The organism is Alteromonas sp. IB21 (assembly GCF_016405965.1).
GTDB lineage: Bacteria > Pseudomonadota > Gammaproteobacteria > Enterobacterales > Alteromonadaceae > Alteromonas.
On record NZ_JAEFCD010000033.1, the window covers coordinates 1 to 26,883 of the forward strand.

The following is a 26,883-nucleotide window of genomic DNA, read 5'->3' on the forward strand; positions in this document are numbered from 1 at the left end:
ACGACCTTGCCAAGGTCGGGGTCGCGAGTTCGAATCTCGTTTCCCGCTCCAAATTTTTCAGACATCTCAAAAATTAAATTTTATATAGTTTTTTAGTGCGATTTCTTTATGTGTCCGCGACCGCGCGTCGGCCAGATACGAACCTCGTTTCCCGCTCCAAATTTTCATACCTCATTATTCACATTAGATAATCAACGTTACGTTGTACGTTAAAGTTATCTGAACTTTCTTTTTTATTAGTGCTCAATTGCTACGTGCTTATGTGGACGGATGCATTAATGCTAGAGCAAAGGATTGATAGATATGAACTTGAGAGGAGTTGTTTTACTCGAATAAGCCTGCCAAGCCCTTCTACTCTTAGTGCACTCCTAATTTCATTCGGTATCAACATGTTATTGCTACTTGCGTTGGCATTCACCACAGATAAAAAACCTGTCAGTCAGCAACATTCCAACCCACATTCTATAAAAGCAGTATTAGTTCAACCAACGACTGCACTGCGAAAGGCCCAAAGCAAGCCAAAGTCAGCGCCTGAGACAAACGCCGATGTAGCACATAGCGTCGACATCAAAGAAGCAAAGCAGGGTGAGAGCAAAACGAACTCTTCAAATGACGCAGGTGAATCTGAAGAACCACAAAAATCTTTGCTAAAAAAACCTTCAGCACAATTTCATGCAGAAACAAAAGATGTCAGGCCGAGTATTCGGGAAGCGACACAAGACTATATTAATCGCTTGAACGGACAGCGTTTGCATGACATCGCTAATCAATCGTCTTCCAACACAACTCATTCAAACGCAGTAAAAAATACCAAACTTTCTAAACGCTACAATTCTGAAGACGAAGAGCTTCGTGAAAGTATTGAAATTGTAGTGGACTGCAATACTGCGAAAGGAAAAATATTCAGCCTTCTAAGTGAAAATAAGGGCGTAACGATTGAGGATCGTGATTTTCCTTCTCTATCAGACTCTATCACTGTACAGGGAAGAGTTAAGTGTAGAGATAACAGCCGCTTTAATGATTATATTAATCGGCGAGTAAATAAATGACTACAGCTCTCTAAGCTCTCCTTTTCCACAATAACCTGCACTGATTCTGGGTATAAATTCGCTTTCCTACGCACCAAAGTCGTGCGACTTTAATAGGGTTATATGTCTATATGTATAAAGCTATGATATTTCAGTTAAAAGTGCTTGTTTCATGAGTCCTCATAAAGTGCGACTGCCCCAATGTGTAACGCGTTTGTGGGATTATTTGCACTTTAAATGAATAAGTATCCGTTAATGCTCTGGCTTTTGCCGTTATTTATATTAGAATGCGCGCAAATTCCGGCATACATTCTGCTGAGTCTTGGGTTCTAGGCCCTTTTCAATGAGTAGCACTAATAATAATAATAAGATTGCTATCAAGAACAGAAAGAGCCGGTACGCATATTTACCTAATTTACGCTAAAAACGCTTTATCAGAAGGACTCTGTTTATCCAATGGAACGGGCCAGCGACTTTTAGCACGTCCATTTAAGAGAGAGAACATGCATAGTAAGAGTGCTCCTTTCCATATTTCTGCTGTAGCAGGCGCAGTATTGGCTGCTTGTTCAAGCCAAGGTGTATACGCCCAAACGGTTGCAGTAGACGAAAAACAAATCGAAAAAGTAGAAGTCACGGCTACCCGCAGGTCCGGCACGCTTCAAGAAGTACCCATCAACATTTCTGCACTTACATCTGACGTACTAGATCAGCAGAATATTGAAGATCTTGACGGCGTAGCGCGTTGGGTACCTGGTCTTACGGTTACTGATCAAGGTGGGCGTAATGATTCTCCAATCATTGTGCGCGGTCTAAACACGAATTCATCAGGCCCAGGCTCAAATGGTGGCACGGTAGCTACCTATTTTGGTGATATTCCTCTTTTCCTAAATATGCGTCTTGTCGATGTCGATCGCGTCGAAGTTCTCATTGGGCCACAAGGTACTCTTTATGGAGCAGGGACCTTGGGGGGCGCTATTCGGTATCTTCCAAAGAAAGTTGACCTAGAGTTTTTGTCAGGTGAAGTAACCGGTGATGTATTCAGCATCAGCGAAAGTGACTCGTTAGGCGGTGAAAGCAGTATCGTATTTAATGCTCCAATTATTGATGGCGAATTAGCAGTACGCGCGTCTTTGAATTATTTCAACAACCCTGGCTTCCTTGACTACAACTACGTAGTAAGAGAAGGCGGGGTATCACTGCCCGACCCAGACTGGTCCAACGAAGAAGAGATAAATAACAATCTACGCCGCGTTGAAGATGCCAATGGTGAAGATACGTTAACAGGTCGCATCGCGGTGCGCTGGGCGCCCAACGATTGGTTTGACAGCACGCTGACTTATTTTTATCAAAAGCAGGACGTGGAAGGTCGCTCTATTACCCACTTCGACGCGCTGTCATCTGAAAATCCTTTAAGTGAAATAATAGGTAAATACGAGTCAGCTTATCGCTATGAAGAGCCTCGTGAAAAAGAAGATGAATTATTGAGCCTTGAAGTGAGTGCGGACCTTGGCTTTGCTGAGCTGGTGTCTGCAACGGGCTTATCTAACTTTGATGCAAACGGTCAACGTGACCAAACCGACCTTCTCATTCGTTTAGACTACAGCTATGAAGAATTTCCTGCGTTTTCTGCTTACACTGAAGAAGTGGAAGAGCGCGAGGTCTTTACGCAAGAATTACGTTTAGTCTCTCAAACCAGTGGCCCTTTATCTTGGATTGTAGGTGGCTTTTACTATGATTTAGACAGTGAAGGTAGCAGTAAAGAATTTACACCTAATTTCGATGTTTATGCAATTGATGTATGGGGCATTGACGGTAATTACCGTCCTGACTCGCTTGAATACTTTTCGGTCGATGAAAGCGACGTTACTGAAAAAGCACTATTTGGTGAGCTGTCTTACGAACTCACCGATGATTGGGATATCACCCTTGGGCTGCGCGCATATGAGTATGAAGTATATTCACGCTCAGCAGTAGACCTTCCGCTGTACTACTCGGTATTTGAAGGTAGAGCATCAGATTCTATTGTTCTAGATTATGGTGAGACAGAGGCTGACGATAGCGGTACGCTACTTAAATTCAATACTAGCTATCAATTTACCAATAGCACTATGGGTTATTTGACCGTTAGCGAAGGCTTTAGAATTGGTGGTGCGAACGGCGTTGCAGCTTGCCCAGACAACGTTGATGAATTGAATAACCAGATTGTTTGCGCTACTACAGAAGAGCAACTCTTCGAAGCAGATACCACAACTAATTACGAGCTAGGTGTCAAAACCAGTTTCTTTAGAAACAAGCTTCAGTTGAATACCGCGCTATTCTACGTTGATTGGCAGGACCCACAGGTATCGGGTGCCACAATTAATGGGCAGCAGCCAATTATCGTAAACGCTGAAGGCGCGGAGTCAAAAGGAGCTGAATTCTCGGTACGCGGCATTATTGGCGACAATATTACTACTTATGCAACTTATGCCTACACACAAGCTGAGTTAACAGCAGATGCACCATTCCTATTCGGCGTATTTGACGATCAAGGTACAGAGCTTCAAGACTTTTACGATGGTAAAGATGGGGACCGCTTACCAGGAACAGCAGAACATCAGTTCTCTTTCGGTATTACCTATAGCCAAGAAGTATTCGACGATAAAATGCTCAACGTGAACTATGGTATTACTGCACAAAGCGATGTGTATACCACTGTAGGTCTTCGTCAAGATGGCGAGGCACTACCTGGCTATGCAGTAAGTAATCTTAATGCCACCATTTCAGATGAAGATTGGTCGGTAACCCTTTATATTGATAACTTATTTGATAAGTATGCGTTTACTTCAACACGTCGTAACGTAGGTGATATTGGTTTAGGCCAATTTAACGATACCTTAGAGCCAAATGGTACAGAGTTACAGCGAAACTATGGTCATTACGTGTTAACACCGCGTACCATTGGTTTGATGTTTAAGTATCAATTTGGCATGTAGTATAGTTACTGCATCACGAAGGTAGATAAAGGCGCTTATGCTAAACGTGTAAGCGCCTTTTTCGTATTTAACGGTTTTGAAAAAAGATAAAAATGAATACAAGCCAACTTCGCTTAGACGATGCTGTAAGGTTTTTAGCCCAGAGAGATTTTAAACAAGCTCACCGTTGCTGTGTTGAAGTAATTCAACGCTATGGTTCGCATGTTCACGCCTATTTTCTGCTTGGTATTATTCATATTGAGATTGGACAAATAGAAAAGGCAATAGCCTTGTTATCGAAGTCTAATGAACTAGAAAAGCGTGCGATCACCTTTGCATACCTAGCAAAATGCTTTGCACTCAAAGGGGATATGCAGCAAGCGTTGGAGCATGTGAAACAGGCGCCGGTTGAAAGTTTATCACGCGCCCTCGACTTAGATACCGTGGGTGTGTCGTTATCTAGAGTAGGACTACATGATGACGCCACCGCATACTTTGAAAAAGCGCTAACGTTGGCGCCGGCGAACCCACAATACAATTACAACTATGCGGTAAGCTGTAAATTCGCCGGAAGGTTTGAATTAGCTCGAAAGTACTTTGAAAGAGCGATAGAAAACGAGCCTAATTTTTATCAGGCTCACTTTGCCCTGTCTGATCTCGGCGGTGTTACCCCCGAGAACAATAATTTAGCTAGACTTGAGCCGTTAGTTGAAAAGGTAAAAGCAAATCCTGAAGCCCGTCTTCACATAGGGCATGCTCTAGCAAAAGAGTACGAAGCATTAGGTGAGTATACGCGGGCTTTTGAGGCACTCCGTCATGCGAAAATGCCCCAGCAGGCGCGTAGTGAAAATACGCTGGAAGATTATCAGGCAATATTTAGGATTCTTCATAAGAATTTGAAATCACAGGTTAGCTTAGACTCCTGTTCAAATGATGTTTCTAAAAGTGACGCCCCTATATTCGTGGTGGGTATGCCGCGCAGCGGTACAACATTGGTAGAGCGTATTTTAAGTCATCACTCCAGTGTTGCATCAGGAGGAGAACTGCAGGACTTTGGGGTTGCTGTTAAACAGGTAACTCAAACTAGCGGTCAGTTGGTGCTCGATGAATCTACAATTAAACAAGCGTATGAGAGTGATTTAGGCAAGATTGGAGAGCTCTATCTTCAGCGAACGGCTTTTCTGCGAAAAAATTCAAAGCATTTGGTCGACAAACTGCCGTTTAACTTTTTTTATATCGACCTTATTCGCAAAGCTCTGCCTAATGCAAAAATAGTGTGCTTGCTTCGTCATCCTATGGATACTTGCGTTGGCAACTTTAGACAGTTGTTCTCAATCCATAGCCCGTATTACGCCTATGCTTACGACCTCGAAGTCATCGGGCAACTTTATCTAAGCTTCGAAAAATGGGTACGAGAATTTGCTAATACCTATCCAGATGCTATTCGCCTGCAATCTTATGAACAACTTGCACAAAACCCTGAGACACAGATTAGAGAGCTTTTGGCATTTTGCAACTTGCGGTGGGAAGCACAATGTCTACGGGTAGAAAATAACAAACTTCCGGTGTCAACAGCCAGTAAAGTTCAGGTGAGGGAACCAATAAATACACGTTCAATAGGTCGCTGGGAACGTTACGCGTTGCAAACTGAAGCTTTGCAGAAGTCATTAGGTATTATTTGACTGAAAAAATACAGATTCGTTTGCAACCTTTAAACGTAACGATTATGTTAACGCTATATTTACTGGTCTAACCAGATTACGCAAGAGCCGGTGTATCAACGCCGCTTTCCTGCGTTCGCACTCTTTAGAAAATCAGCGTGAACAATTATGTCAAAGAATTACGTACTTAATACCTACAACAAATTTCTAAAACTGCCCTTTGGCAAAAAGCTGTTTAGCTGGTATTCAGCGCGCAGGGCTCCTTATTTCGCCACCGTTTCGCCAGTTATTACAGATATCAAACCAAACTACTGTGAGGTGTTAATTAAAAAACGCAAAGGGGTGGAAAACCATATAGGCACGGTTCACGTTATTGCTATATGTAATGGCTTGGAAATGGCCATGGGTTTCATGTGCGAAGCCTCAATTCCCAAGAACCTCCGGTGGATCCCAAAAGGCATGGAAGTGAAGTATCCGGCAAAAGCAGATTCTGATATTCGCTGTGTTGCTGAAGTGCCTGCTGATGCATGGAAACCTGGTGATCTACCGATTGCGGTAAAAGCGTACAACGCGACAGGCACTGTGGTTGTCGACGGCACCATTACCGTTTGGGTAAGTGAAAAGCGCTAGTCTTTTTTGAGAGTGTTACAAGAGCCGCACTTGCGGCTTTTTTTTTCACCTGAACGTAAGTATTAAGTTTTTACGACAGGGCGTTTTGTGTTTGACAGGAAAACAAAATCCAACTAAGAATAACGGTGTTAACGATTAAGGCGCTAAATCGGTAGTTTATTTCATTCAACTATTTTTGTGACAATATCCTGAGTAATCCTTTCAGGTTGTTACGATAAAAGAGGTTAAGATGTCCGTGATCACAAAAGAGCAAGTTACCAGAAAACCTTTTGCAGATAAGAAACATTATCCCTATGGTTTTGCCCGTTCAGGCGATTTTTCCATAAATGAAAGTAAACTGCTTCAATCTTACGGTAGCTTGTTTGCCGCACTGGTGGATGGGAAGATCACTCCAGAGAATGATGAAGAACAAGCCTATTTAGAGTCGGCACTCGGGCATCGCGAGCCCGCCACCCCTCAAGAAAAAGCGTGGTTAAAATACCAAGCGCGAATTAACAGGCCAAAGACGGCGAGTATTTACGGTTCGAAGAAGCCCGCTGTTGACGATGATGATGACATAAGCGATAACAGTGACTTAGATATCGACCTTGATGATTAAGTCATGCCTTCGTGCATTAATCCCGCTCACAAAGACAACGTCTGGAGGCCAGGCGTTTCTTTTGGTGTTAAATTGATGTAAATAAATATCCTATCTTGCGTGAAAATAATCACGAAATCGAAACATTTATCCTAATTATTGCGAATATTGGGATATATATCTCACTTTTGCGCAATTTAGTGTTTTATCTTCCTATTACCTTAGTTATAGTCGGGGCATCGTCAACGTACGCTGACAAACCCCCCAACCCATTACAGGAGAAAGCACTGTGAAAATGATGTCGGGCGCAGCCATGGTGGTTGAAGCGCTAAAAGATGTAGGAGTGACACACGTGTTCGGTTACCCAGGTGGTGCCGTACTTGACATTTATGATGCGTTATTTGCGCAAGATGATGTCAAACACGTCCTCGTACGTCATGAACAGGCAGCCGCCCATATGGCGGATGGTTATGCACGTTCAACTGGCAAAACCGGCACTGTGCTCGTCACATCAGGTCCAGGTGCAACGAATACCATTACCGGTATTGCTACCGCATACATGGACTCTATCCCGATGGTTGTTTTATCGGGGCAGGTGCCTTCAAAGCACATAGGTGAAGACGCATTCCAAGAAACTGATATGGTAGGGTGCTCGCGCCCTATAGTTAAGCACAGTTTCTTGGTAAAGCGCGCGGTAGATATTCCAGAAGCGATTGCTAAAGCTTACTATATTGCTAACACAGGGCGTCCTGGTCCGGTGGTAGTCGATTTACCAAAAGACATTGTTAACGTAGCAGAAGAGCACCCGTACGTGTTTCCAACTGATGTGACAATGCGCTCTTACAACCCAACCGAAAAAGGTCATCCTAAACAGGTTAAAAAGGCAGTTGAGTCTCTACTTAAAGCTGAGCGCCCTGTACTTTATGTTGGTGGTGGAGCCGTAGCCTGCGAGGCGTCAGCAAAAGTTATTGAGTTAGCTGAAAAGTTAAATGCCCCTGTTACGTGCACATTGATGGGCCTTGGCGCCATGCCTGGCACACATAAGCAGTTTATCGGTATGTTGGGCATGCACGGTACACTTGAAGCGAATAAAACCATGCATAATGCCGACTGCATTATTGCGCTCGGTGCACGTTTCGATGACCGTGTTACTAATAATGTAGATAAGTTCTGTCCTCACGCGGATATTATTCACGTTGATATTGATCCTGCGTCAATCTCTAAGACCGTCAATGCGCACATACCTGTGGTAGGCTCGGTTGATAAGGTTCTTGACCAGATTCTCAGTCAGGTCAACAAGAAAGACTTGTCAGGTCAAAGTGAAAAGCTGGCTGACTGGTGGCAGCAAATTGAGACCTGGCGTTCTCGTCAGTGCCTAAATTACAACCAAGGTGAAGAGGTAATTAAACCTCAGCGCGTTATCGAAGCCTTGTACAAACACACCGACGGTAAAGCTTATGTAAGCTCTGACGTAGGTCAGCACCAGATGTTTGCTGCGCTTTATTATCCTTATGATAAACCGCGTCAGTGGATTAACTCTGGTGGCTTAGGCACCATGGGCTTTGGTTTACCAGCTGCTATGGGCGTGCAGTTCGCCCATCCGACTTCAACGTCTGTTGTAGTCACGGGTGACGGCAGTATTCAAATGAATATTCAAGAGCTATCTACCTGTTTGCAGTACAATTTGCCTATCAAGATTATCTCATTGAATAACCGTGCCTTAGGTATGGTTAGACAATGGCAAGATATGATTTACAAAGGGCGTCACTCACATTCATATATGGATTCAATGCCTGACTTTGTGAAGTTGGCAGAAGCTTATGGTCATGTGGGCATTAAAGTAGATAAGCTCGATGAGCTAGACGCAGCAATGGAGAAATGTTTCAGCTACACAGATCGCTTAGTGTTTATGGACATAGCAGTAGACCAAAATGAACACGTATATCCAATGCAAATTAAGTTTGGCGCAATGGATGACATGCGCTTAAGCAAGACGGAGCGAACCTGATGAAACGTATTATCTCAGTATTAATGGAAAACGCCCCTGGCGCACTATCCCGTATCGTTGGTGTATTTTCACAACGAGGGTACAACGTCGACTCACTGTGTGTAGCACCAACCGATGACGCGAGTCTTTCGCGTCTTACGATCATCACTCATGGCGATGATAAAGTGATCGAGCAGATTACCAAGCAAGTGAATAAGCTTATTGACGTGCTTAAAGTGGTGGACCTAACTGAAGGTACACACATTGAACGTGAACTGATGCTTATTAAAGTTGCAACGCGGACCGAGTCAGTGCGCGCTGAAGTTAAGCGTAATGCTGATATCTTCCGTGCGCGCATTGTGGATGTGAACGTAAATAATTACACCATTGAAATCACGGGCACCACAGATAAGCTAGACGCATTTGCCACCACTATGGGGCAATGTGCGGAAATTATCGAGTCATCGCGCACCGGTGTATGTGGTCTTGCACGAGGTGATAGGGCGCTTCGTCCTTAATTGATATTTTTGTCAAGTGAATATGATGGAAGAGGTTGTCTCATTGATAGCCTCTTTTATTTTTATGATGTTGAAAAGTAAGGTTATAACAAAGTTATATAATCAGAGCGCAACTGACTAATGTTGTGAATTAATAGCTGTTTCCATAATAAGCTTCTACACGCAACGCTACGCCGTAAGAAGTTTTAAAATCCTCTTCGCGTAGCCATAAAACGAAAGGTTCTACTTCAAAAAAAAGCCAATCGCGCAACGTGTTATTTCTCCATCTGAAACCTGTATATACCTCTTCCACACGATAGTTAGGCTGACTTAATCCTTCAACCATAAAGTGAGGAATAATGGCGTTATGCTTATCTACTGAAAACAAATGATGGACTTCATGGCGCCACAGCCAGTCGTTGGTGTCATCGCGGAAGTAAAACCGATTATTTTGCCGTACTAAATGTTTTTTATTTATCTCGTATTGCACTGCTGCGCCCAGTTCAGCCCCTAGGCGGTCGCGGGTGTAGTAGTAAAATTCTGCGTCATAAAGCATGGCCCATTGTTTAGAAAAGGCGAAAGCATCTCTGTATCTTGCCATACCATAGAGCTGATCGCGACGGCCTGCACCAATTCGAAACGAGTAGTGAGAGTCTTGGTCGGGGCGAAACCGAAGGGCAATTGTCGTCCTGTCTCTATTATTGTTTCCCGTTTCTCGCGCAGCGCGGATGGTATTGGTCTGTGTCTCGTCTTCGTTATCGCTCAGTAATAAATCCACGCGCTCTTTCAAAGCAGGTAGTCGTACACGAATGCGAAAGCGTAAATCTGTATCAGACAGCATTCCGCTTCTTGGTTCCCACGCGAGTTGAACACGGCCCTCCGCTCTTGCTTCCTTGCTCCCTGTAGCGCCTAGTGAGTCAGAGTTTTCGAACAATCCATCAAGCTGCTTTACGGTAAAGTCCATCGTGTCGGTGAAGCTACGCTGCCAAATATCAAACCACGCTTCGTCAGGTTCACCTGTTGAAGAAAGTAACGGGCTATCCTTATCAACGTTCTCAATTGTCGATGCTTGGGGAAGTGCACGATACACGGTATTAACAGGTTCGTGTGCACTGGTCGCATTTGCAGTGACTTTCACCGTACTATCTATGGTTGCAGTAGGGACGGGGGCAGCGAGTAGCAAATGGCAATAGACCACCGTAAGACAAAGCATTACTCACTAACTCCTTGTAAAAATTAGAATAGTTGAATGTCTTTCTATATATATTCAGTATATACAGAGCATGAATTGTCATAGCCAAAACGTCAATCTTTATTCATAGGCGTAAATATTCAGGTGAAAGCATTGTCGTGCAGTGGCATACTGTATCAATCGTTGTTAGGGAGATAAATTATATGGGTGGTATTAGTATTTGGCAGTTGCTGATCATACTGGTTATCGTAGTGCTTTTGTTTGGTACAAAGCGACTAAAAGGCATTGGTACTGATCTTGGCGGCGCAATCAAAGGTTTCAAAAAGGCGGTCAGCGAAGAAGAGAAAGACGCGGACTTTGAGCAAAAGAAGCAAGTTGAAGAAAAGTCAGCCTCAGAGCCTGTTACAACGCAGACAAAGAGCGACGTTAAAGAAAAATCCTAATGTTTGATATTGGCTTTTGGGAGCTGTTGGTTGTTGGCGTTTTGGCCCTTCTTATTTTGGGGCCAGAGAGATTGCCGGGTGCCATGCGCTCTACTATCAATACAATTCGTAGTGTACGAAATGTGGCAACAGGCTTTAAGCAAGAAGTTGAGCATCAGTTGCGCGTGCATGAACTGCATGAAAACTTGAAAAAAGCCGAGCAACAAGGGCTTAAAGATCTTTCACCTGAACTTGAACAAAGTGTCGATGAGCTTAAAAAAGCTGCAGAGTCGGTTCAAGAACCTTACAAAAAGCAATAGATGTCTGACGCTAACAACCTAATTTCTCATTTAATTGAACTGCGCAGTCGTATTCTCAAAGCGCTTTTGAGTGTACTCATTGTGTTTCTTTGTCTAGCGGCTTTTGCGCAAGATCTGTATCAGATTTTAGCTATGCCGCTGCTTGAGGCGCTGCCCGAAAATTCGAGTATGATTGCAACCGACGTTGCGTCTCCTTTCTTCGCACCTTTCAAACTTACGTTGGTTTTGTCATTTTTCATTGCCATTCCCTACGTTCTTTATCAGGTGTGGGGGTTTGTAGCGCCCGGTCTATATCGTAACGAAAAACGCCTAGTAGCGCCGTTACTACTTTCAAGTACATTACTGTTCTACGCAGGTATGGCTTTTGCCTATTTCGTAGTATTCCCCATTGCGTTTGCATTTTTTACTAGTGTCGCGCCAGAGGGAGTAACGGTAAGTACGGACATCTCAAGCTATTTAAACTTCGTATTGAAACTGTTTTTCGCTTTTGGGGTCTCATTCGAGATACCAATAGCCATTATTTTAATGTGTTGGACCGGGGTCACCGATGCTAAATCACTGCGTGCAAAACGCCCGTATGTAGTGGTAGGGGCTTTCGTGGTTGGCATGTTACTTACTCCACCAGATATTATCTCTCAAACGCTTTTAGCCATTCCAATGTGGTTACTGTTTGAGGTTGGCGTTATTGTAGGTGGATTCTATGCAGGTAAGAAACCCAGCGATGAGACGCCTTCTGAAACCTCTGACAACACGTAAAAGTTATAAAAAGAAAGGAATAAAAATGAAAACTCGACTGCTTTCTGTTGCCACTTTGCTTTGTGCTTTTAGCGCGTTTAACGTATCGGCCGAATCGATTGGCGATGCTATGGAGAAATGCCGGAATACAGACAACAGCTTAAAGCGTTTGATGTGTTATGACAAAGTGGCCAAATCATTGAACCAGTACGACGGTGTCGATGCGCAAGTTAATCAGCTTCAAGCGTATAAAGGGGCTAATGGCAATGTCACGAGTTCTCGCCCAGTGCCATCGACGCAAATGCCAAGCGCGCCAGCTAAACCGAAAAGTGAATTTGGTTTAGAGCATAAACGCGATTTAACAAAAGAAGCGTCTGAAATAGCGGTTACTATCGATTCGTTTAAGAAAAACTTGCGTGATAAGTACGTTGTTACTTTCAGTGACGGTTCTCAATGGCAGCAGACTGACGATACCTACATGAAGCTTGAGGAAGGTCAGGTGGTTACAATTGAACGCGGTTTATTAGGCGCCTTCTTCCTAAGCGTGGCAGACCTGAATAAACGTATGAAAGTGAAACGCGTTAAGTAGATGTCTTGGTTTGATGGCGGCGTCAATTTGCTGGATAGGCGCTTTGACGCTGACGAGGTTATTCAGAGGGCTAAGGATGCTGGCGTCAATAAGCTGTGCATTATAACTACCCATCCAAAAGAGTGGCAGAGCGCTATTGCTCTCTACAACCAATACCCGAGTGAATGCTGTTATACCATTGGCGTGCACCCTCACAACGCTAAAGATGTGTCCGAGAAAGACTACCATCTTTTACGCGAATTAGCGCAACAAGAAGGATGCGTCGCTATAGGGGAGTGCGGACTGGATTTTAATCGAAATTTTTCGCCTCAGTCTGTTCAGCGTGATGTCTTCGAAGAGCAATTAAAAATAGCCGCTGATGTGAATTTGCCCGTGTATCTGCATGAAAGGGATGCTTTCAGTGAGCAGCTGTCACTTTTAACCCGGTACATGCCGCATATAAAAGGCGGTATCGCGCATTGCTTTACCGGCAGCGCTGAGCAAGTAAAGCAGTACATTTCATTAGGCCTTTATATTGGAGTTACGGGCTGGGTATGCGATGAAAAACGTGGTGAAGACCTACGGGACGCCGTAAGGCATATACCTTCAAATCGCCTTATTTTAGAAACAGACGCACCTTACCTATTTCCTAAAACTCTGCGGCCGAGAAAACGCAATAATGAGCCAGCGTTTCTACCCCACATAGGTCAACAATTAGCAGAATATCTGCAGGTAGACACTGAAAAATTACGTATTAGCAGTTATGCTAATACTTGTGAGTTGTTTTCCCTCAGCTAACCCTAGGTTCATATGCAAACAAATCTTAGAGCTATGCGCAAATATGATGCAGGTCTTATATTTGTAACAATAGTTGCCGCTGTTGGCTTTATTTCTGTTCTGCTAAGCCTTTCCCCTATTACCAATTCTAATCCAAAGTACTCACAACTAAGTTACCTCAAAGAGACGGAAGGTGAAGCCTTAAACTTCAGAACTGTAACTCAAAAATCACTAAATGAGTGGCAGTCGGCCTCGTCGCCCATTAATTTGGGAATGGATACAAAAGTGCATTGGTTTTCCATGATAGTGTCACCGACACAAAGTACGGGAAGTCGCTACTTGCTGCACATCGACTATCCGCTGATTGATCATCTCGATGTTGCCGTGTTTAATCAGTTAGGCAGCTCGCCTGTTGTTACTTATGCCAGTGGGGATGCTGAGCCTTTTGATAACCGTCCCATTTTGCACGTAAAACCGCTGTTTCCGCTTCCCGAAAGCGCGCAATCGCAGCGGATCATTATTCGGGTTCAAACCTCGGGTACTATTCGTTTGCCCATTAGGATATGGGAAGAGGCTGAATTCATTTCATTTACTTCAAGCAGAAATCTTGCACTGGGTATTTTCTTTGGAATCATGGTTGCAATGGGTGTTAGCAATGCCTTTCTTACGGTAACCACAAGCAGCGTGTCCTTCTTGTACTATTCGGGCTACATTATCAACTTGGCGCTTATACTGGCCACGCTTCACGGCTATGGTTTTGCCTATTTGTGGTCAGACAGTGCCTTATTTCAATCGAAAGCTATCTTATTGTTTTCAAACGCCACCATTATGTTTGCCACGTTGTTTACCCGAAGCCTACTACCCATAGGCGTTTATAGTGGTAACGTGGATAAGACAGTAAAAGCGTTGAGTTGGTTCTATGGCATAAGCATAGTGACCAGCTTCTTTCTTCCGTACACTTTCATGATAAAAGCCTTTCTACTCTTACTTAGCTGTACCGTTATTTTTACCATGTGGTTAGGCATTTGGTTAACATTAAAAGGCGTAGTTGTAGCGCGTTACTTTACCATTGCATGGGGTTTCTTATTAGTGAGTGGTTTAAGCGCAAGCCTCGACAATGTGAACCTGGTTCAGCTTCCTATATCGTCGAATAACTTGCTGATTATAGGCGGTGCAGTTGAAACGTTAATCTTGGCACTTATTCTTGCTATAAATTATAGTCACAGCCGCGATGATTTAGTCGATGCGCAGCAATTTGCTCTTGAACAGGAAAAGCACGCTAATATTGCGAAAGAAAGTCTTATCGAAGCGCAAAAGCGCCATCAAGAGGACCTCGAATATAAGGTTGAAGAGCGCACATTGGAATTAGAGGTCACGCTACGTGAACTGTCTGAGGTTAATCATGAGCTTGAGAGGCTTAATGCGATTGACCCATTAACTGGCGCGCATAATCGCAGACATTTTGATAAACGACTGCGCTCGGAAGGGCGGCGAAGCCGTCGTGAGCAAACGCCACTTTCCCTTATCGTTATCGATGTCGATCACTTCAAAAGCATAAACGATAAATATGGGCATGATGGTGGCGATGAGTGTCTCAAACACGTTACACGAGTGTTTCAAAGCCACATCCATCGTCCTACAGATGACTTGTGTCGCATTGGGGGTGAAGAATTTGCGGTTATACTGCCTAATACCGATATAGAAGGCGCATTACACGTGGCTGAAAGTATGCGACAGGGCCTTGAATCTTCGCCTCTCGTGTACGGGGATGAGAGCATTCAATTAACGGCAAGTGCGGGCCTGTCGACCACTATTATCGTGGATGAAGACCATGCTCAACGCTTGTTTAAGTTTGCCGATGAGCTTTTATACCGAGCCAAATCAGCTGGGCGAAACCGAGTAGCACATAAACCATTACAGGAAAAACTATGACATCTTCTTCTTTTCCCCACCGCAGAATGCGTAGACTTCGAGCAAAAGATACATTGCGTGGGCTGGTTGCAGAGCATCGCTTGACAACAGACGACCTTATTTACCCTGTATTTGTATTGCCAGGAAGTCAAAGTCGAGAAGCGGTACCTTCGATGCCAGGCGTTGAACGACTGTCTATCGACCTTATTGTTGAAGAAGCGGCTAATTGGGTAAAGCTGGGCATTAAAACACTCGCCCTATTTCCCGTAACGCCAATGGCCTTTAAAACAGATTGTGCCAGCGAAGCATTTAACCCTGAAGGACTTGCTCAACAGGCGATTAGAGCCCTTAAAAAGGCTTTTCCAGACGTTATGATTATGTCTGATATCGCGCTTGATCCTTTCACATCCCATGGCCAAGATGGCCTTCTGGACGAAAGTGGTTATGTGATGAATGATGAAACCGTTGACGCGTTGATCAAGCAGGCACTATCACACGCTGATGCTGGGGCCGATATCGTGGCACCGTCAGATATGATGGACGGGCGTATTGGAAGTATACGAAAAGCACTTGAAGAGGCAGGGCACATTAATACCTGTATTATGGCTTACTCTGCTAAATATGCATCCGCATACTATGGACCGTTTAGAGATGCGGTCGGCTCAGCGGCCAATATAAAAGGTGGCAATAAAAAAACGTATCAAATGGATCCTGCCAATACCGACGAAGCGCTGCATGAAATTGCTCTAGACATTGAGGAAGGTGCAGACATGGTTATGGTAAAACCGGGCATGCCCTATCTTGATGTGGTTCGCCGCTGCAAAGATGAGTTTAAAGTGCCGACCTTCGCTTATCAGGTAAGCGGTGAGTATGCTATGCACCAGGCCGCATTTGCTAACGGCTGGCTAAACGAGGAGGCGGTGATCTTAGAGTCGTTGCTTGCTTTTAAGCGCGCTGGAGCAGATGGTATTTTAACCTACTTTGCGCCTAAAGCTGCCCAACTACTTGCTCGGTAATACAAGATATAGTTAAAGGGACTATATCCAAGTTAAGAAAGGCGTGCATGGCACGCCTTTTCTATATCTATTCTAATCACTATTATGATAGTGATTACTTACAAACTAGTTCAAACCCAGCCTTGTGCTGAAGCCAACTTTCATTCGCTAGCTCGGCGTTTATCAAAGGGTGTGCCTTGAGCCAACCTTCCGGGAATGTTAGTGTCCACTTACTATCTTCACAATGTAAGCTTACTTCAGGAATATGTTTGTTTTGGCGACGCAAACACAAAACCACTGCAATGCGCAACACGCGAAGCAGTCCTTTCAACATGGGGCGATAATCTTCGTGATATTTCTCAAAAGCATCGACGCCCATTGTCAAACGATGTTGCGCGACTAAATCCCGTATTGCGGCTCGCTGAAGTCGCGTAAAACCGGGTAAATCAATATAAGTTAGTATGTACTCACCATGCTCGTGATGACGCTTATACTCAATATGAAGACCTATTTCGTGAAGCTGCGCAGCAGCCCCCAAAATAGTTTCTGTATCCAAGTGGCAAATGTTTTGTTGAGCGCATAGCTGGTGGCAGAGATTAAGCGCAACATGCCGTACGGAATTCGCATGGCTTTTATCGATGTGATAACGCTGCTTAGCTTGATTGATGGTTTGCTGACGACGGTCGTTTTCGGTAACGTTATCTAACATGCCATAAATAAGTCCTTCTCGAAGCGCACCACCTGAAATATTCATATGTTCAATATGTAGTGCTTCAAATAAGCTAATGAGGATGGCAAGTCCTGATGGAAAAATAGCTTTTCTGCTGTCTTCAAGGCCGTCAATATTAAGTGATTTAATATCACCACAATCGATGCATTGCTTCTCTAAGTGATAGAGATAGTCTAAACGAATGGCGTCGCTGATACCTTGAGCCACTAAAATTTCAGTGATGGCTTGGGGGGTGCCTGACGCGCCAAGGCAGTTTTCCCAATCGAAACACAAAAACGCATCAGACACTTGCGCTATCAATGCATGTGCGGCAGCTTTTGCGTTTTCAAAACAGTCTTTTGATATTTCGCCGCCGGTGAAATAGCGCTCCATGAAGGTCACGCACCCCATATCCAAACTTTTCAGGTGGATAGGTTGCATATCATTGCCAATAATGATTTCAGTGCTAGCGCCACCAATATCAATTACCAAGCTATTACCTTGGTTCGCTGAAGTATAAGCTACGCCAAGATAAATTTGCCGGGCTTCTTCTTCACCACTTATTACTTCAAGCTTGTGATTTAGAATTTCTTCCGCTTTGGTGATAAATAAATGGGCATTCGTAGCCAGTCTTAAAGTGGCGGTCGCCACAATCTTGATATTAGAAGGGGGGATGTCCTGTAGGCGTTCCGAAAATACCTGCAGGCACTGCCAGCCGCGTTCCATGCTAACGTCATCAAGTGCTAAATCGTTGTCTAACCCTGCAGCTAGACGCACCTTTTGTTTAATCTTCCCTATTATTTGCACACTTCCGTTAACCACATGAACAATAACCATGTGAAAACTATTTGAGCCTAAGTCTACGGCCGCATAATACTCACCGTAGGTTTGTGCACTGTGCTGGAGTTCTGCCTGCATAATATCTCGATTCTGATTAACTATATTTATGCCTTATGATTGCGCTCTGTTGTTGCGTTGCTGGGGTTTGCCTCGGCCTCGGCTGTTACCACGACGCGACGTATTACGATTGCTTGGCGCACGTCTTCTGCGCGGTGCTGGGGGTGTGATATCTTCAAGAAGCGCACTGCGATCATAATCAGTCACAGGTATAGTTTGATTAATGTATTGTTCAATTGCAGGTAAGTTTAGTGCGTATTTCTCGCAAGCGAAACTAATTGCAATACCACTTTGGCCCGCGCGTCCTGTACGACCTATACGGTGAACATAGTCTTCTGCGTCGTCGGGTAAATCGTAGTTAAATACATGGGTCACGGCGTCGATGTGAAGACCCCTGGCCGCAACGTCTGTTGCAACCAATATATCCAGGCTACCCTTAGTGAAGTCTTCTAGTATTCCCAAGCGTTTCTTTTGCGGAACATCTCCGCTAAGTAAGCCCACGCGGTGGCCATCAGCAGTTAACCAGTCAGTGACTTTTTCGCAGCTGTTCTTAGTATTCGCAAAGACAATGGCTTTTTCTGGCCATTCTTCTTCGAGAAGCGTAAGAAGCAGCAACATTTTGTCATCGTCTGATGGGTAGAATAATTCTTGCGATACACGGGTAGCGGTAGTTTGCTCAGGAGCCACTTGAACGTGTGTTGGGTTATTCATGTGTTCGTAAGCCAGCTCTTGCACGCGATAGCTAAGGGTAGCTGAAAACAGCATGCTTAAGCGTTCGCTTGCAGGTGGCATACGACGGAATAAAAAGCGAATATCTTTGATAAAACCTAAATCGAACATTCGATCGGCTTCATCTAGCACGGCAACCTGAATATTTTTCAGTGTAAACACGTTCTGCTTGTAGTAATCCAGAATGCGTCCCGTCGTGCCAATAATAATATCCACCCCTTCTTCCAAAGTTTCACGTTGACTTTGGTAACCTTCGCCCCCATAAATCAAACCAAGCGACAATCCGGTGTGCTCACTAAGGAGCTTGGCGTCGTTATAAATTTGAACGGCGAGTTCTCTGGTTGGCGCCATAATAATAGCGCGCGGGCCATTTGATTTGCTGTTGTCTACATTTTCTGCTTTGCTTAGCAAATAGTGAAATGTAGCCACCAAAAAGGCAATAGTTTTACCGGTTCCTGTTTGAGCCTGACCTGCAATGTCGTGTCCTTCTAATAATGGAGGCAGTGCAAGTGCTTGAATTGGTGTACAATGTGAAAAATTAGCTGCCGTTAAGGCGTCAACAACCTTGCCGTTAATCGGCAGGTCGGAAAAATGAGTATCAGTTAAGTGAGTAGGCATAGCTTATAGCTTATCAGTGCTTGCATTAAAAAACAGTTTCTATATAACACTTATGGTCGGGCTGAGACAAATCAGCGACAGACCAATAATGGAGAAAAGAATGAGCGACAAAATTATCCAGTTATCTGACGATAAATTCGAAGCAGATGTTATCAATGCTGAAGGTCCTGTACTGGTTGACTTCTGGGCCGAATGGTGTGGCCCGTGTAAAATGATCGCACCAATCTTAGAAGAAGTTGCGAACGAGTTTGAAGGCAAGTTAACAGTTGGCAAGTTGAATGTCGATGAAAATAACGAAACTCCACCTAAATATGGTATTCGTGGTATTCCTACATTGCTTCTTTTCAAAAACGGTAACGTTGCCGCAACGAAAGTTGGTGCCTTATCAAAAACGCAATTAACAGAGTTTCTTAACGAAAATCTTTAATTGCAAAAAAATAAAAAACCGGTGCTCGTGTAGCGCCGGTTTTTATTCAAATGACAGGACCAAAAGCTCCATTCTAGGAGAAAGCGTTGCAATTTATTTAACATTTCGGAAGTAAAACGCTGGACGTTGTCTAAATATAGTGCTAACTTTTCTTCAGCGCTCATCCGAGCAGCATTCTGCTTACGCCCATATCCGGGTGATATCAAATCTAAACTAGAACAGAGTGACAATAAGTCCTGTAAGCGAAGTTCAAGCACAAAGACCCACCAGTATGAATTTAACTGAATTAAAGAATAAACCAATAAGCGAGTTGGTTAACCTGGCCGAGGAAATGGGCCTGGAAAACATGGCACGCGCCAGAAAGCAAGACATCATTTTCTCGATCTTAAAGACACACGCAAAAAGCGGTGAAGACATCTTTGGGGACGGGGTACTAGAAATTTTACAGGACGGTTTCGGCTTCTTACGCTCAGCTGATTCATCGTATCTAGCAGGTCCTGACGACATTTACGTGTCGCCAAGCCAAATCCGACGCTTTAATTTGCGCACCGGTGATACGATTGCAGGAAAAATACGTCCTCCCAAAGACAGTGAACGTTACTTCGCTCTTTTAAAAATCCGTGAAGTAAACTTCGACAAACCAGAAAACTCTCGCAATAAAATCCTTTTTGAAAACCTTACCCCTTTACATGCTGCAGATCGTTTGCGTATGGAGCGTGGTAACGGTTCAACTGAAGATATTACAGCGCGTGTTCTTGACTTGGCATCGCCGATAGGTAAAGGCCAGCGTGGACTCATCGTAGCACCACCTAAAGCAGGTAAAACCCTTCTACTACAGAACATTGCTCAGTCGATTGCAGCGAATCATCCAGACTGTGAGCTGATGGTGTTGCTTATTGACGAGCGCCCTGAAGAAGTTACCGAGATGCATCGCCTTGTTCAAGGTGAAGTGGTTGCATCAACGTTTGATGAACCAGCGAGCCGTCATGTACAAGTAGCCGAAATGGTTATCGAAAAAGCGAAGCGTTTGGTTGAACACAAGAAAGATGTAGTTATTCTTCTTGACTCGATTACCCGTTTAGCGCGTGCATATAACACGGTTATTCCTTCATCAGGTAAAGTACTTACCGGTGGTGTTGACGCAAACGCGCTACATAAACCGAAGCGTTTCTTTGGTGCAGCACGTAACGTAGAAGAAGGTGGTAGTTTAACTATTATCGCCACAGCGCTTATCGACACCGGCTCTAAGATGGATGAAGTTATCTACGAAGAGTTTAAAGGTACAGGTAATATGGAATTGCACCTGAACCGCAAGATTGCAGAAAAGCGTGTTTTCCCAGCGATTGATTTTAACCGCTCTGGTACACGTCGCGAAGAATTACTTACTACGCAAGACGAGCTTCAAAAAATGTGGATCCTACGCAAGATTGTTCATGAAATGTCAGAGATTGACGCCATGGACTTCCTCATTAGCAAACTGTCTATGACAAAGACAAACAATGAGTTTTTCGATGCTATGCGCAGGCAAAAGAGCTAGTCAATTAATTGATAATTAAGTAGAAGGCGCCAGTAGGCGCCTTTTTTATTGATTGATTTCAAAAAAACTCACTAATTATACTTCCGTCTAATATCTTCAATCTAGTGAATCGGGTAGCTTCAACGCTTTATTCACCCCAACAACAGTAATTTCAGTGGTGTCTTCTTTCTGTAGATGAATTACTCTGTCTAAAAACACCAAAGGAAATAACTATGTATCGTAAATTGTTGTCACTTGCTTTTGTTGGATTGGCTTGTGCGTCAGCTAACGCAACCAGCCAAATTAATGTTGATGAGTTAGCCGATAAAGTAGAGCCTGACGTTATCAAATGGCGTCACCATTTTCACGAATTTCCCGAGTTATCAAACCGAGAATTCAAAACCGCAGAGTATGTCGCCAATTATCTTAAAAGCTTGGGGTTAGAGGTACAAACAGGCGTAGCTAAGACTGGTGTTGTGGCCATTTTAGATTCTGGAAATCCAGGACCAGTGGTAGCCCTTCGTGCAGACATGGACGGACTTCCAGTAAAAGAACAGAATGATCTGAGTTACCGTTCTACCCAAGTGGGTGAATATAACGGTAAAGAGGTACCCGTGATGCACGCATGTGGCCACGATACACACATGGCTATGTTAATGGGGGCTGCAAAAATTCTAACCGACATGAAAGGCGACTTGAAAGGTAAAGTGAAATTTATCTTCCAGCCAGCCGAAGAAGGTGCGCCGGCTGGAGAAAAAGGTGGTGCAGAAGTCATGGTCGCCGAAGGGGTACTTAAAAATCCAGACGTGGATGCTATCTTTGGTCTTCACATTAATGCCAATACCGACGTGGGTAAAGTTCGTTACAACGCGGGTGGTACTATGGCGGCGGTTGATCCGTTTAAAATTGTGATACACGGGAAACAAGCGCACGGTGCTTATCCTTGGAAGAGTGTGGACCCGGTAGTGACTGCCGCGCAAATGATTATGTCAATCCAAACTATCGTGAGCCGTGAGCTAAAGCTCATTGATGACGCCGCTGTGGTTTCTATAGGCTCTATTCATGGCGGTAACCGCTCAAACATTATTCCTAATGAAGTAGAAATGGTTGGGACAATTCGAACGCTTAACAAAGCAGCCCGAGAACACATCTATGAATCGCTTCCTCGAAAAGTGAAAGCTATTGCAGAAAGCATGGGCGCTGAGGCAGAGCTTACTTTGCCATTGGACTACTCGTATCCCATCACCTATAACGACCCAGAATTGACGCAGGCCATGTTAGCAACAATGCAGCGTACCGCTGGTGCAGAAAACACCTTACTTTCTAAGCCCGTTACAGGCGCGGAAGACTTTTCTTTCTTCCAAGAGCAAGTGCCCGGTTTATACGTGTGGGTAGGGGGTAAGCCCCTCGATGTATCTGAGAAAGACAGCCCTGCACACCATACTCCTGAGTTTTATGTTGACGATGCGGGTATGAAATTAGGCGTCAAACTGCTAACCAACTTTACGTTAGATTATATGGCTCAACACTGAGTGTATCGGCCGGAGACATGCATTGAAGTTAAGTAGTATCAACTCACACTCTTCGTCGTGGTCTCTGGCCTTTCAAGCGACTATCGCTTGCATACTTGGTTTCGGAATAAATAGCCTTGCTGCGCCTTTTGACAGTGAAGGTATAGCCGTCTTTGGAGTGGGCGTCGCGGTTTACGCTTCACTTCGATTCCCCCCTGTTTTCGCAATTCCCCTTGCTCTTGTCATCAGCATCCCACTATGGCTAGACCACGTTAGTATTGTAGGTAAAGAAAGCCTTACCTTATTGCCAATCGTGATTAGTTTTTTCGGGTATAATAAATCGCTTAAGCAAGTAATAAAAATAGGGGCAGGCTTCTGGTCTATCGTCTTTTTACCCATATTACTGCTTGAACACTCACTGCATAACGGTGACAACATTAATATGTTGTTTTCTGGCGTACTGGTAACGTGGGTAAGCGGTGTATTCGGGTTGGTCACGGGTCATTTTGCCTATCTAGCAATTCATGGATTAAGACGGCAAACATCTGGCGAATCTCAACGAGTGACGCTTCATTTCCTTTTTAGCTACTTTTTTTCTGGTTGCTTTTTTGTCGCCTCAATGGCGGTAATCTATCTGTCTGTAAGCCTGTTTCAGCATCAACAAGAACAACAAATTCGTAGTTACATGGCCCAGCGGGTCAATGTGTTAACGTTCCAGCTAACTAACTTTATTAAACAGCATCAAAATGCAGTAACCAGTGCCGCTCAACTTATTTCGAGCGATGCAGTTGAAGAAAGCTTTGATGACGCTGCGTCCACTGCACTTCAGGTTCTGGCGTCTCACAATCCTGAATTTCTAACGTTTCTTATCGCGGATAAAAGCGGCGATATAACTCATGCTTACCCTTCTGGCATGCTCGAAAAAGCACAGCGAAACGGCGTGCCTAATGTTGCTTATCGGCCTTATTTCAGTGAAGTTATGCAGTCGGGAAAAACATATTTATCGAATGTATTTCAGGGAAGAGGGTTTGGTAACGACCCCATTGTTGCGGTATCGGCGCCTATTTTAGACAAAGAGGGCGTGCCAAAAGGTATTGTCGAGGGTTCGCTTTCTCTAAAGAGCTTCGCCGCCATTGATCGTTTAAGCTTAAACGGCTTTTCAATGCTCATCGAAGATCAAAACGGTGAGGTTATCTATGCGTCCAAAGCCCTTGATATAAAACCACTATCCAAAGCACCTGTTTACGCCTGTGAACCCAATTGCGGCGTTGAAATTGAAAACGGTGTGCAGGGGAAAACATGGTTAAGGCTTACTGACAATATGTCGTTCGCCAATTGGAGAGTGAGTTATTACTTCGACAAACGATTGTTACTTATATCAATGAGCAACTACTTACTAAAAGATTTATTGTTGCTTTTAGCTCTCTCTGCATTTGGAACTTTTACTGGGTATGTCGTGGCCAAAATGGTGGGGGCCCCCATTCGTCGTCTCGTCCGCTATATCGCCGAGTTTGACCCTTCTAATCAGGACATTAATGAGGTTCCCCAGCGCGCACTACACATTAAAGAACTCTCATCATTGAGCGATGAATTTATGAGTTTAGAGTCTCGTCTAAGGGGAGCGTTTGCTGAACTAAAAGATGCAAGAAAAGCAGAGCAGATGCTTAACGTTGAACTTGGTGAGTTAAATCAATCATTAGAGTCCCGAATAACGGAAAAAACTGAACACCTAGAATATGCCCTTAAAAAAGCTGAGGCCGCTAACGTCGCAAAAACGCAATTTCTTGCGAACATGAGTCATGAAATTAGAACACCGATGAACGGCATTATTGGGTCATGCGAGCTTATGCTTGATAGTGAGCTGCCTGACCATGTTCGCGCCCGCGCTCAAGTGATTTCTCGCTCGGCAGCCAACTTGTTAATGATTCTTGATAGCATATTAGACTGGTCTAAGATTGATTCAGGTAAAATGCAGGTTGATATACAAAGCTGTGTTTTGCGTGAACTCCTCGAAGCGTCCTGCGAACTTTATCGCTCGACAGCAGCTGCAAAGGGATACGACATTCAGCTACAAATAGAAAATGATGTGCCGACGGTGCTCAACCTCGATGCTGGCAAGCTAAGCCAAATTCTCAATAACTTGCTGAGCAATGCTATTAAATTTACCCGTAAAGGTGAGGTTTCGGTATGCGTGAGCTATGAAAACGATGGGCTCAATATCGCCGTTACCGACACCGGAATTGGTATCCCTTTAGAAAAAGTTGATCTTATCTTTGAACAGTTCGAACAAGCCGATGCGTCCACAACAAGGCACTTTGGTGGCACTGGATTAGGCCTTCCAATAACAAAGGGACTGGTTGAGTTGCTAAACGGAGAATTGGACGTTCAAAGCGAAGTAGGTAAGGGCACTAGGTTTAAGCTAGTTATTCCTGCTTCGGTGGGGGAACTGGACGAAAGTAATTCGGTAAAAAGTAGCGAGGCAATTCAGGCAGCGCTACCGCCTGGTTTGCGCGTGCTCCTTGCCGAGGACAATGATATCAATGCAGAGATTGTGATGGATATGCTAAAAGCTGCAAAGGTCAAATGCGTTAGAACGAAAAACGGTGAAGAAACCGTAGCCGCTGAGCGCAAGTACGATTTTGATGTCATTTTAATGGATTGTCAGATGCCAGTGATGGACGGATACGCCGCAGCTGAAGCTATTAGGCGAGAAGGTAGAAACAAAGATAGCCTAATAATAATCGCGCTAACCGCCAATGTATTTACGGAAGACAAAAATGCCTGCTTAGCAGCAGGCATGAATGCGCATTTAAGCAAACCTATTCGCAAACAGGTCCTATTTGACTGTATTTCCAGTGAGCTTGCTCGCATTTGAGGCAACATCAGTGTTGTCACCATCCGGTGTTTCACTCACTAAGCGAAGCACAATATAACCGAGCAATGCTGATACTAAAGAGCCGATTAAAATACCTACACGTTCGTCAAAAATTTGGTTTATACCGGTTTGTGCAAAGGCGAGGCCGCCAATGAATAAACTCATAGTGAAGCCCACGCCGCAAAGCAAAGCGCAGCCATAAATATGTTTAAAATTAAGGTCTTCCGGCAATTTAGCTAAGTTAAGTTTTACCATCAAATAACAGAAGCCAAATACACCTATTTGTTTCCCGATAACTAGCCCCAAAAAGATTCCGAACGTGACGGGGTGAAAAATACCCTCTGGACTAATGTTGCCAAAACTTATTCCAGCGTTAGCAAATGCAAACAACGGGAGTATTGCGAAGCTCACTGAGCCGTTGAGGCCGTGCTCCAGCCGGGTGACAGGTGAATATGATTCATCCTTATCGTCACGCATAGGAATAAAAGCGGCCAGCACGACACCAGCTAGAGTAGCGTGTACGCCAGATTTAAGCATAGCTACCCATAAAACAATGCCGACGAGAACATACGCTGGAATATCGACGACATTTCGTTTATTCATTTGCCACAACAGCAACAAACATCCCGCCGCAACAGCAAGCGCTCCCGTGGTTATATTCTCTGTGTAAAACAGTGCGATAATAACGATAGCGCCGATATCATCTATAATGGCAAGGGTTACGAGAAATACTTTAAGACTGGTGGGGACTCGACTACCCAATAGCGCAAGAATACCTAACGCAAAAGCGATATCAGTAGCGGCAGGTATTGCCCAACCGGCTATCGCGACGGGGTTGTCATAATTGATACCCACATAAATAAGCGCGGGTAGTGCCATCCCACCAATGGCTCCCGCTGCGGGCAATATTATGTCTTTCGGGTTGGCTAACTCACCTTCACATACTTCCCGTTTAAGCTCCAAGCCCACATGAAAAAAGAATATGGCCATTAAACCATCGTTTATCCAGAGCAAAAGAGGTTTGTCGATAGCCCAGCTTCCTGCTGAGATCTGTACTGGCATACTAATTAGCTGGTCGTAAATAGAATCTAAAGGAGAATTGGCGATGATAAGTGCCAAGAGCGTAGCTCCCATAAGCAAAATGCCAGGGGCCGCTTCTCTATTTAGGAAATCAGATACCACGTATTGTACTTCTCCTATAACATCGTCGAGTACATCGTGTTCATGCTTATCTGTCATTGATAACCTCTAACGCCTTGTCACTGAGTTCAAGAAAGTGCGGTGCCGTCTAAACCCGTGCAATTAGGCTAATTTAAGCGTGTAAATTAATTATAGTTAATACGGATT

Annotated in this window: 22 protein-coding genes; 18 read left to right on the top strand and 4 right to left on the bottom strand. The window is 44.2% G+C overall.

All coding sequences use genetic code 11. The features are described 5' to 3' along the window. The first annotated feature begins 278 nt into the window (after positions 1-278). From JC525_RS17630 to ilvN, 7 genes are all read left to right on the top strand, one after another. Positions 279-1,049, top strand: a complete 771-nt coding sequence (locus tag JC525_RS17630) for a hypothetical protein (protein ID WP_233095283.1) — start codon at positions 279-281, stop codon at positions 1,047-1,049. 482 nt (positions 1,050-1,531) lie between these two features. Next, a complete protein-coding gene (locus JC525_RS17635) occupies positions 1,532-4,003 on the top strand; it encodes a TonB-dependent receptor (protein WP_198817136.1) in 2,472 nt (823 codons plus the stop codon). 92 nt (positions 4,004-4,095) lie between these two features. Beyond that, entirely contained in the window at positions 4,096-5,664 is a 1,569-nt protein-coding gene (locus JC525_RS17640) for a tetratricopeptide repeat-containing sulfotransferase family protein (protein ID WP_198817137.1), read from the top strand. A gap of 147 nt (positions 5,665-5,811) precedes the next feature. Then, positions 5,812-6,273, top strand: a complete 462-nt coding sequence (locus JC525_RS17645) for a hotdog fold domain-containing protein (protein WP_198817138.1) — start codon at positions 5,812-5,814, stop codon at positions 6,271-6,273. 229 nt (positions 6,274-6,502) lie between these two features. Next, on the top strand, positions 6,503-6,871 hold the full coding sequence (maoP, locus tag JC525_RS17650) for a DUF413 domain-containing protein (protein ID WP_198817139.1): 369 nt from the start codon (positions 6,503-6,505) through the stop codon (positions 6,869-6,871). A gap of 268 nt (positions 6,872-7,139) precedes the next feature. Then, a complete protein-coding gene (locus tag JC525_RS17655; protein WP_198817140.1) occupies positions 7,140-8,858 on the top strand; it encodes an acetolactate synthase 3 large subunit in 1,719 nt (572 codons plus the stop codon). Further along, positions 8,858-9,355 (top strand): acetolactate synthase small subunit, encoded by a 498-nt coding sequence (gene ilvN / locus JC525_RS17660; protein ID WP_105930498.1) that lies wholly within the window; start codon positions 8,858-8,860, stop codon positions 9,353-9,355. Before JC525_RS17655 ends, ilvN begins: the two co-directional genes overlap by 1 nt. Positions 9,356-9,485: 130 nt before the next feature. On the opposite strand, the gene JC525_RS17665 is transcribed toward ilvN, so the two are convergent. Then, a complete protein-coding gene (locus JC525_RS17665; RefSeq protein ID WP_198817141.1) occupies positions 9,486-10,547 on the bottom strand; it encodes a hypothetical protein in 1,062 nt (353 codons plus the stop codon). 182 nt (positions 10,548-10,729) lie between these two features. On the opposite strand from JC525_RS17665, the gene tatA reads away from it, so the two are divergent. The 7 genes from tatA to hemB are packed head-to-tail and all read left to right on the top strand — an operon-like array spanning position 10,730 to position 16,275. Further along, positions 10,730-10,969, top strand: a complete 240-nt coding sequence (gene tatA, locus JC525_RS17670; protein WP_120963418.1) for a Sec-independent protein translocase subunit TatA — start codon at positions 10,730-10,732, stop codon at positions 10,967-10,969. Beyond that, on the top strand, positions 10,969-11,268 hold the full coding sequence (gene tatB, locus JC525_RS17675) for a Sec-independent protein translocase protein TatB (RefSeq protein ID WP_012517066.1): 300 nt from the start codon (positions 10,969-10,971) through the stop codon (positions 11,266-11,268). Before tatA ends, tatB begins: the two co-directional genes overlap by 1 nt. After that, positions 11,269-12,024, top strand: a complete 756-nt coding sequence (gene tatC / locus JC525_RS17680; RefSeq protein WP_198817142.1) for a twin-arginine translocase subunit TatC — start codon at positions 11,269-11,271, stop codon at positions 12,022-12,024. A gap of 25 nt (positions 12,025-12,049) precedes the next feature. After that, positions 12,050-12,592: a hypothetical protein gene (locus JC525_RS17685; RefSeq protein ID WP_198817143.1), complete on the top strand. Its 543-nt coding sequence runs from the start codon at positions 12,050-12,052 to the stop codon at positions 12,590-12,592. Further along, positions 12,593-13,369: a TatD family hydrolase gene (locus tag JC525_RS17690; RefSeq protein WP_198817144.1), complete on the top strand. Its 777-nt coding sequence runs from the start codon at positions 12,593-12,595 to the stop codon at positions 13,367-13,369. It abuts the gene before it with no gap. Positions 13,370-13,402: 33 nt separating this feature from the next. After that, positions 13,403-15,280, top strand: coding sequence for a sensor domain-containing diguanylate cyclase (locus JC525_RS17695; RefSeq protein WP_233095284.1), 1,878 nt, complete (start codon positions 13,403-13,405; stop codon positions 15,278-15,280). Next, positions 15,277-16,275 (top strand): porphobilinogen synthase, encoded by a 999-nt coding sequence (hemB, locus tag JC525_RS17700; protein ID WP_198817146.1) that lies wholly within the window; start codon positions 15,277-15,279, stop codon positions 16,273-16,275. The genes JC525_RS17695 and hemB overlap by 4 nt, the downstream gene beginning before the upstream one ends. 94 nt (positions 16,276-16,369) lie before the next feature. On the opposite strand, the gene JC525_RS17705 is transcribed toward hemB, so the two are convergent. Continuing rightward, positions 16,370-17,881: a Ppx/GppA phosphatase family protein gene (locus JC525_RS17705; RefSeq protein ID WP_198817147.1), complete on the bottom strand. Its 1,512-nt coding sequence runs from the start codon at positions 17,879-17,881 to the stop codon at positions 16,370-16,372. Positions 17,882-17,914: 33 nt separating this feature from the next. Next, a complete protein-coding gene (gene rhlB / locus JC525_RS17710) occupies positions 17,915-19,207 on the bottom strand; it encodes an ATP-dependent RNA helicase RhlB (RefSeq protein ID WP_198817148.1) in 1,293 nt (430 codons plus the stop codon). A gap of 100 nt (positions 19,208-19,307) precedes the next feature. Here rhlB and trxA point away from each other — a divergent pair, with 100 nt between their 5' ends. The 4 genes from trxA (at position 19,308) to JC525_RS17730 (ending at position 25,536) form a co-directional block, all read left to right on the top strand. Then, on the top strand, positions 19,308-19,634 hold the full coding sequence (trxA, locus tag JC525_RS17715; protein WP_159493219.1) for a thioredoxin TrxA: 327 nt from the start codon (positions 19,308-19,310) through the stop codon (positions 19,632-19,634). A gap of 271 nt (positions 19,635-19,905) precedes the next feature. Further along, positions 19,906-21,171, top strand: a complete 1,266-nt coding sequence (rho, locus tag JC525_RS17720) for a transcription termination factor Rho (protein ID WP_105930485.1) — start codon at positions 19,906-19,908, stop codon at positions 21,169-21,171. A gap of 212 nt (positions 21,172-21,383) precedes the next feature. Then, the gene (locus JC525_RS17725) at positions 21,384-22,682 is read left to right on the top strand and encodes an amidohydrolase (RefSeq protein WP_198817149.1); all 1,299 of its coding nucleotides are present in this window, start codon (positions 21,384-21,386) and stop codon (positions 22,680-22,682) included. A 22-nt stretch (positions 22,683-22,704) separates the two neighbouring features. Beyond that, complete coding sequence (locus JC525_RS17730) at positions 22,705-25,536, top strand: ATP-binding protein (protein ID WP_198817150.1); 2,832 nt, start codon at positions 22,705-22,707, stop codon at positions 25,534-25,536. On the opposite strand, the gene nhaA is transcribed toward JC525_RS17730, so the two are convergent. Continuing rightward, positions 25,498-26,775, bottom strand: coding sequence for a Na+/H+ antiporter NhaA (gene nhaA, locus JC525_RS17735; protein ID WP_198817151.1), 1,278 nt, complete (start codon positions 26,773-26,775; stop codon positions 25,498-25,500). The two genes, JC525_RS17730 and nhaA, sit on opposite strands and share 39 nt — an antisense overlap. Between the last annotated feature and the right edge of the window lie 108 nt (positions 26,776-26,883).

Excerpts from the sequence above, each read along its gene's own strand:
- JC525_RS17645 (WP_198817138.1), top strand. The coding sequence starts at position 5,812 with ATGTCAAAGAATTACGTACTTAATACCTACAACAAATTTCTAAAACTG.
- maoP (WP_198817139.1), top strand. The coding sequence starts at position 6,503 with ATGTCCGTGATCACAAAAGAGCAAGTTACCAGAAAACCTTTTGCAGAT.
- hemB (WP_198817146.1), top strand. The coding sequence starts at position 15,277 with ATGACATCTTCTTCTTTTCCCCACCGCAGAATGCGTAGACTTCGAGCA.
- JC525_RS17685 (WP_198817143.1), top strand. The coding sequence starts at position 12,050 with ATGAAAACTCGACTGCTTTCTGTTGCCACTTTGCTTTGTGCTTTTAGC.
- JC525_RS17705 (WP_198817147.1), bottom strand. The coding sequence starts at position 17,881 with ATGCAGGCAGAACTCCAGCACAGTGCACAAACCTACGGTGAGTATTAT.
- JC525_RS17640 (WP_198817137.1), top strand. The coding sequence starts at position 4,096 with ATGAATACAAGCCAACTTCGCTTAGACGATGCTGTAAGGTTTTTAGCC.
- JC525_RS17690 (WP_198817144.1), top strand. The coding sequence starts at position 12,593 with ATGTCTTGGTTTGATGGCGGCGTCAATTTGCTGGATAGGCGCTTTGAC.
- tatB (WP_012517066.1), top strand. The coding sequence starts at position 10,969 with ATGTTTGATATTGGCTTTTGGGAGCTGTTGGTTGTTGGCGTTTTGGCC.
- JC525_RS17695 (WP_233095284.1), top strand. The coding sequence starts at position 13,403 with ATGCGCAAATATGATGCAGGTCTTATATTTGTAACAATAGTTGCCGCT.
- nhaA (WP_198817151.1), bottom strand. The coding sequence starts at position 26,775 with ATGACAGATAAGCATGAACACGATGTACTCGACGATGTTATAGGAGAA.
- JC525_RS17725 (WP_198817149.1), top strand. The coding sequence starts at position 21,384 with ATGTATCGTAAATTGTTGTCACTTGCTTTTGTTGGATTGGCTTGTGCG.
- rho (WP_105930485.1), top strand. The coding sequence starts at position 19,906 with ATGAATTTAACTGAATTAAAGAATAAACCAATAAGCGAGTTGGTTAAC.
- JC525_RS17635 (WP_198817136.1), top strand. The coding sequence starts at position 1,532 with ATGCATAGTAAGAGTGCTCCTTTCCATATTTCTGCTGTAGCAGGCGCA.
- tatA (WP_120963418.1), top strand. The coding sequence starts at position 10,730 with ATGGGTGGTATTAGTATTTGGCAGTTGCTGATCATACTGGTTATCGTA.
- rhlB (WP_198817148.1), bottom strand. The coding sequence starts at position 19,207 with ATGCCTACTCACTTAACTGATACTCATTTTTCCGACCTGCCGATTAAC.
- JC525_RS17665 (WP_198817141.1), bottom strand. The coding sequence starts at position 10,547 with ATGCTTTGTCTTACGGTGGTCTATTGCCATTTGCTACTCGCTGCCCCC.
- ilvN (WP_105930498.1), top strand. The coding sequence starts at position 8,858 with ATGAAACGTATTATCTCAGTATTAATGGAAAACGCCCCTGGCGCACTA.
- JC525_RS17630 (WP_233095283.1), top strand. The coding sequence starts at position 279 with ATGCTAGAGCAAAGGATTGATAGATATGAACTTGAGAGGAGTTGTTTT.
- trxA (WP_159493219.1), top strand. The coding sequence starts at position 19,308 with ATGAGCGACAAAATTATCCAGTTATCTGACGATAAATTCGAAGCAGAT.
- tatC (WP_198817142.1), top strand. The coding sequence starts at position 11,269 with ATGTCTGACGCTAACAACCTAATTTCTCATTTAATTGAACTGCGCAGT.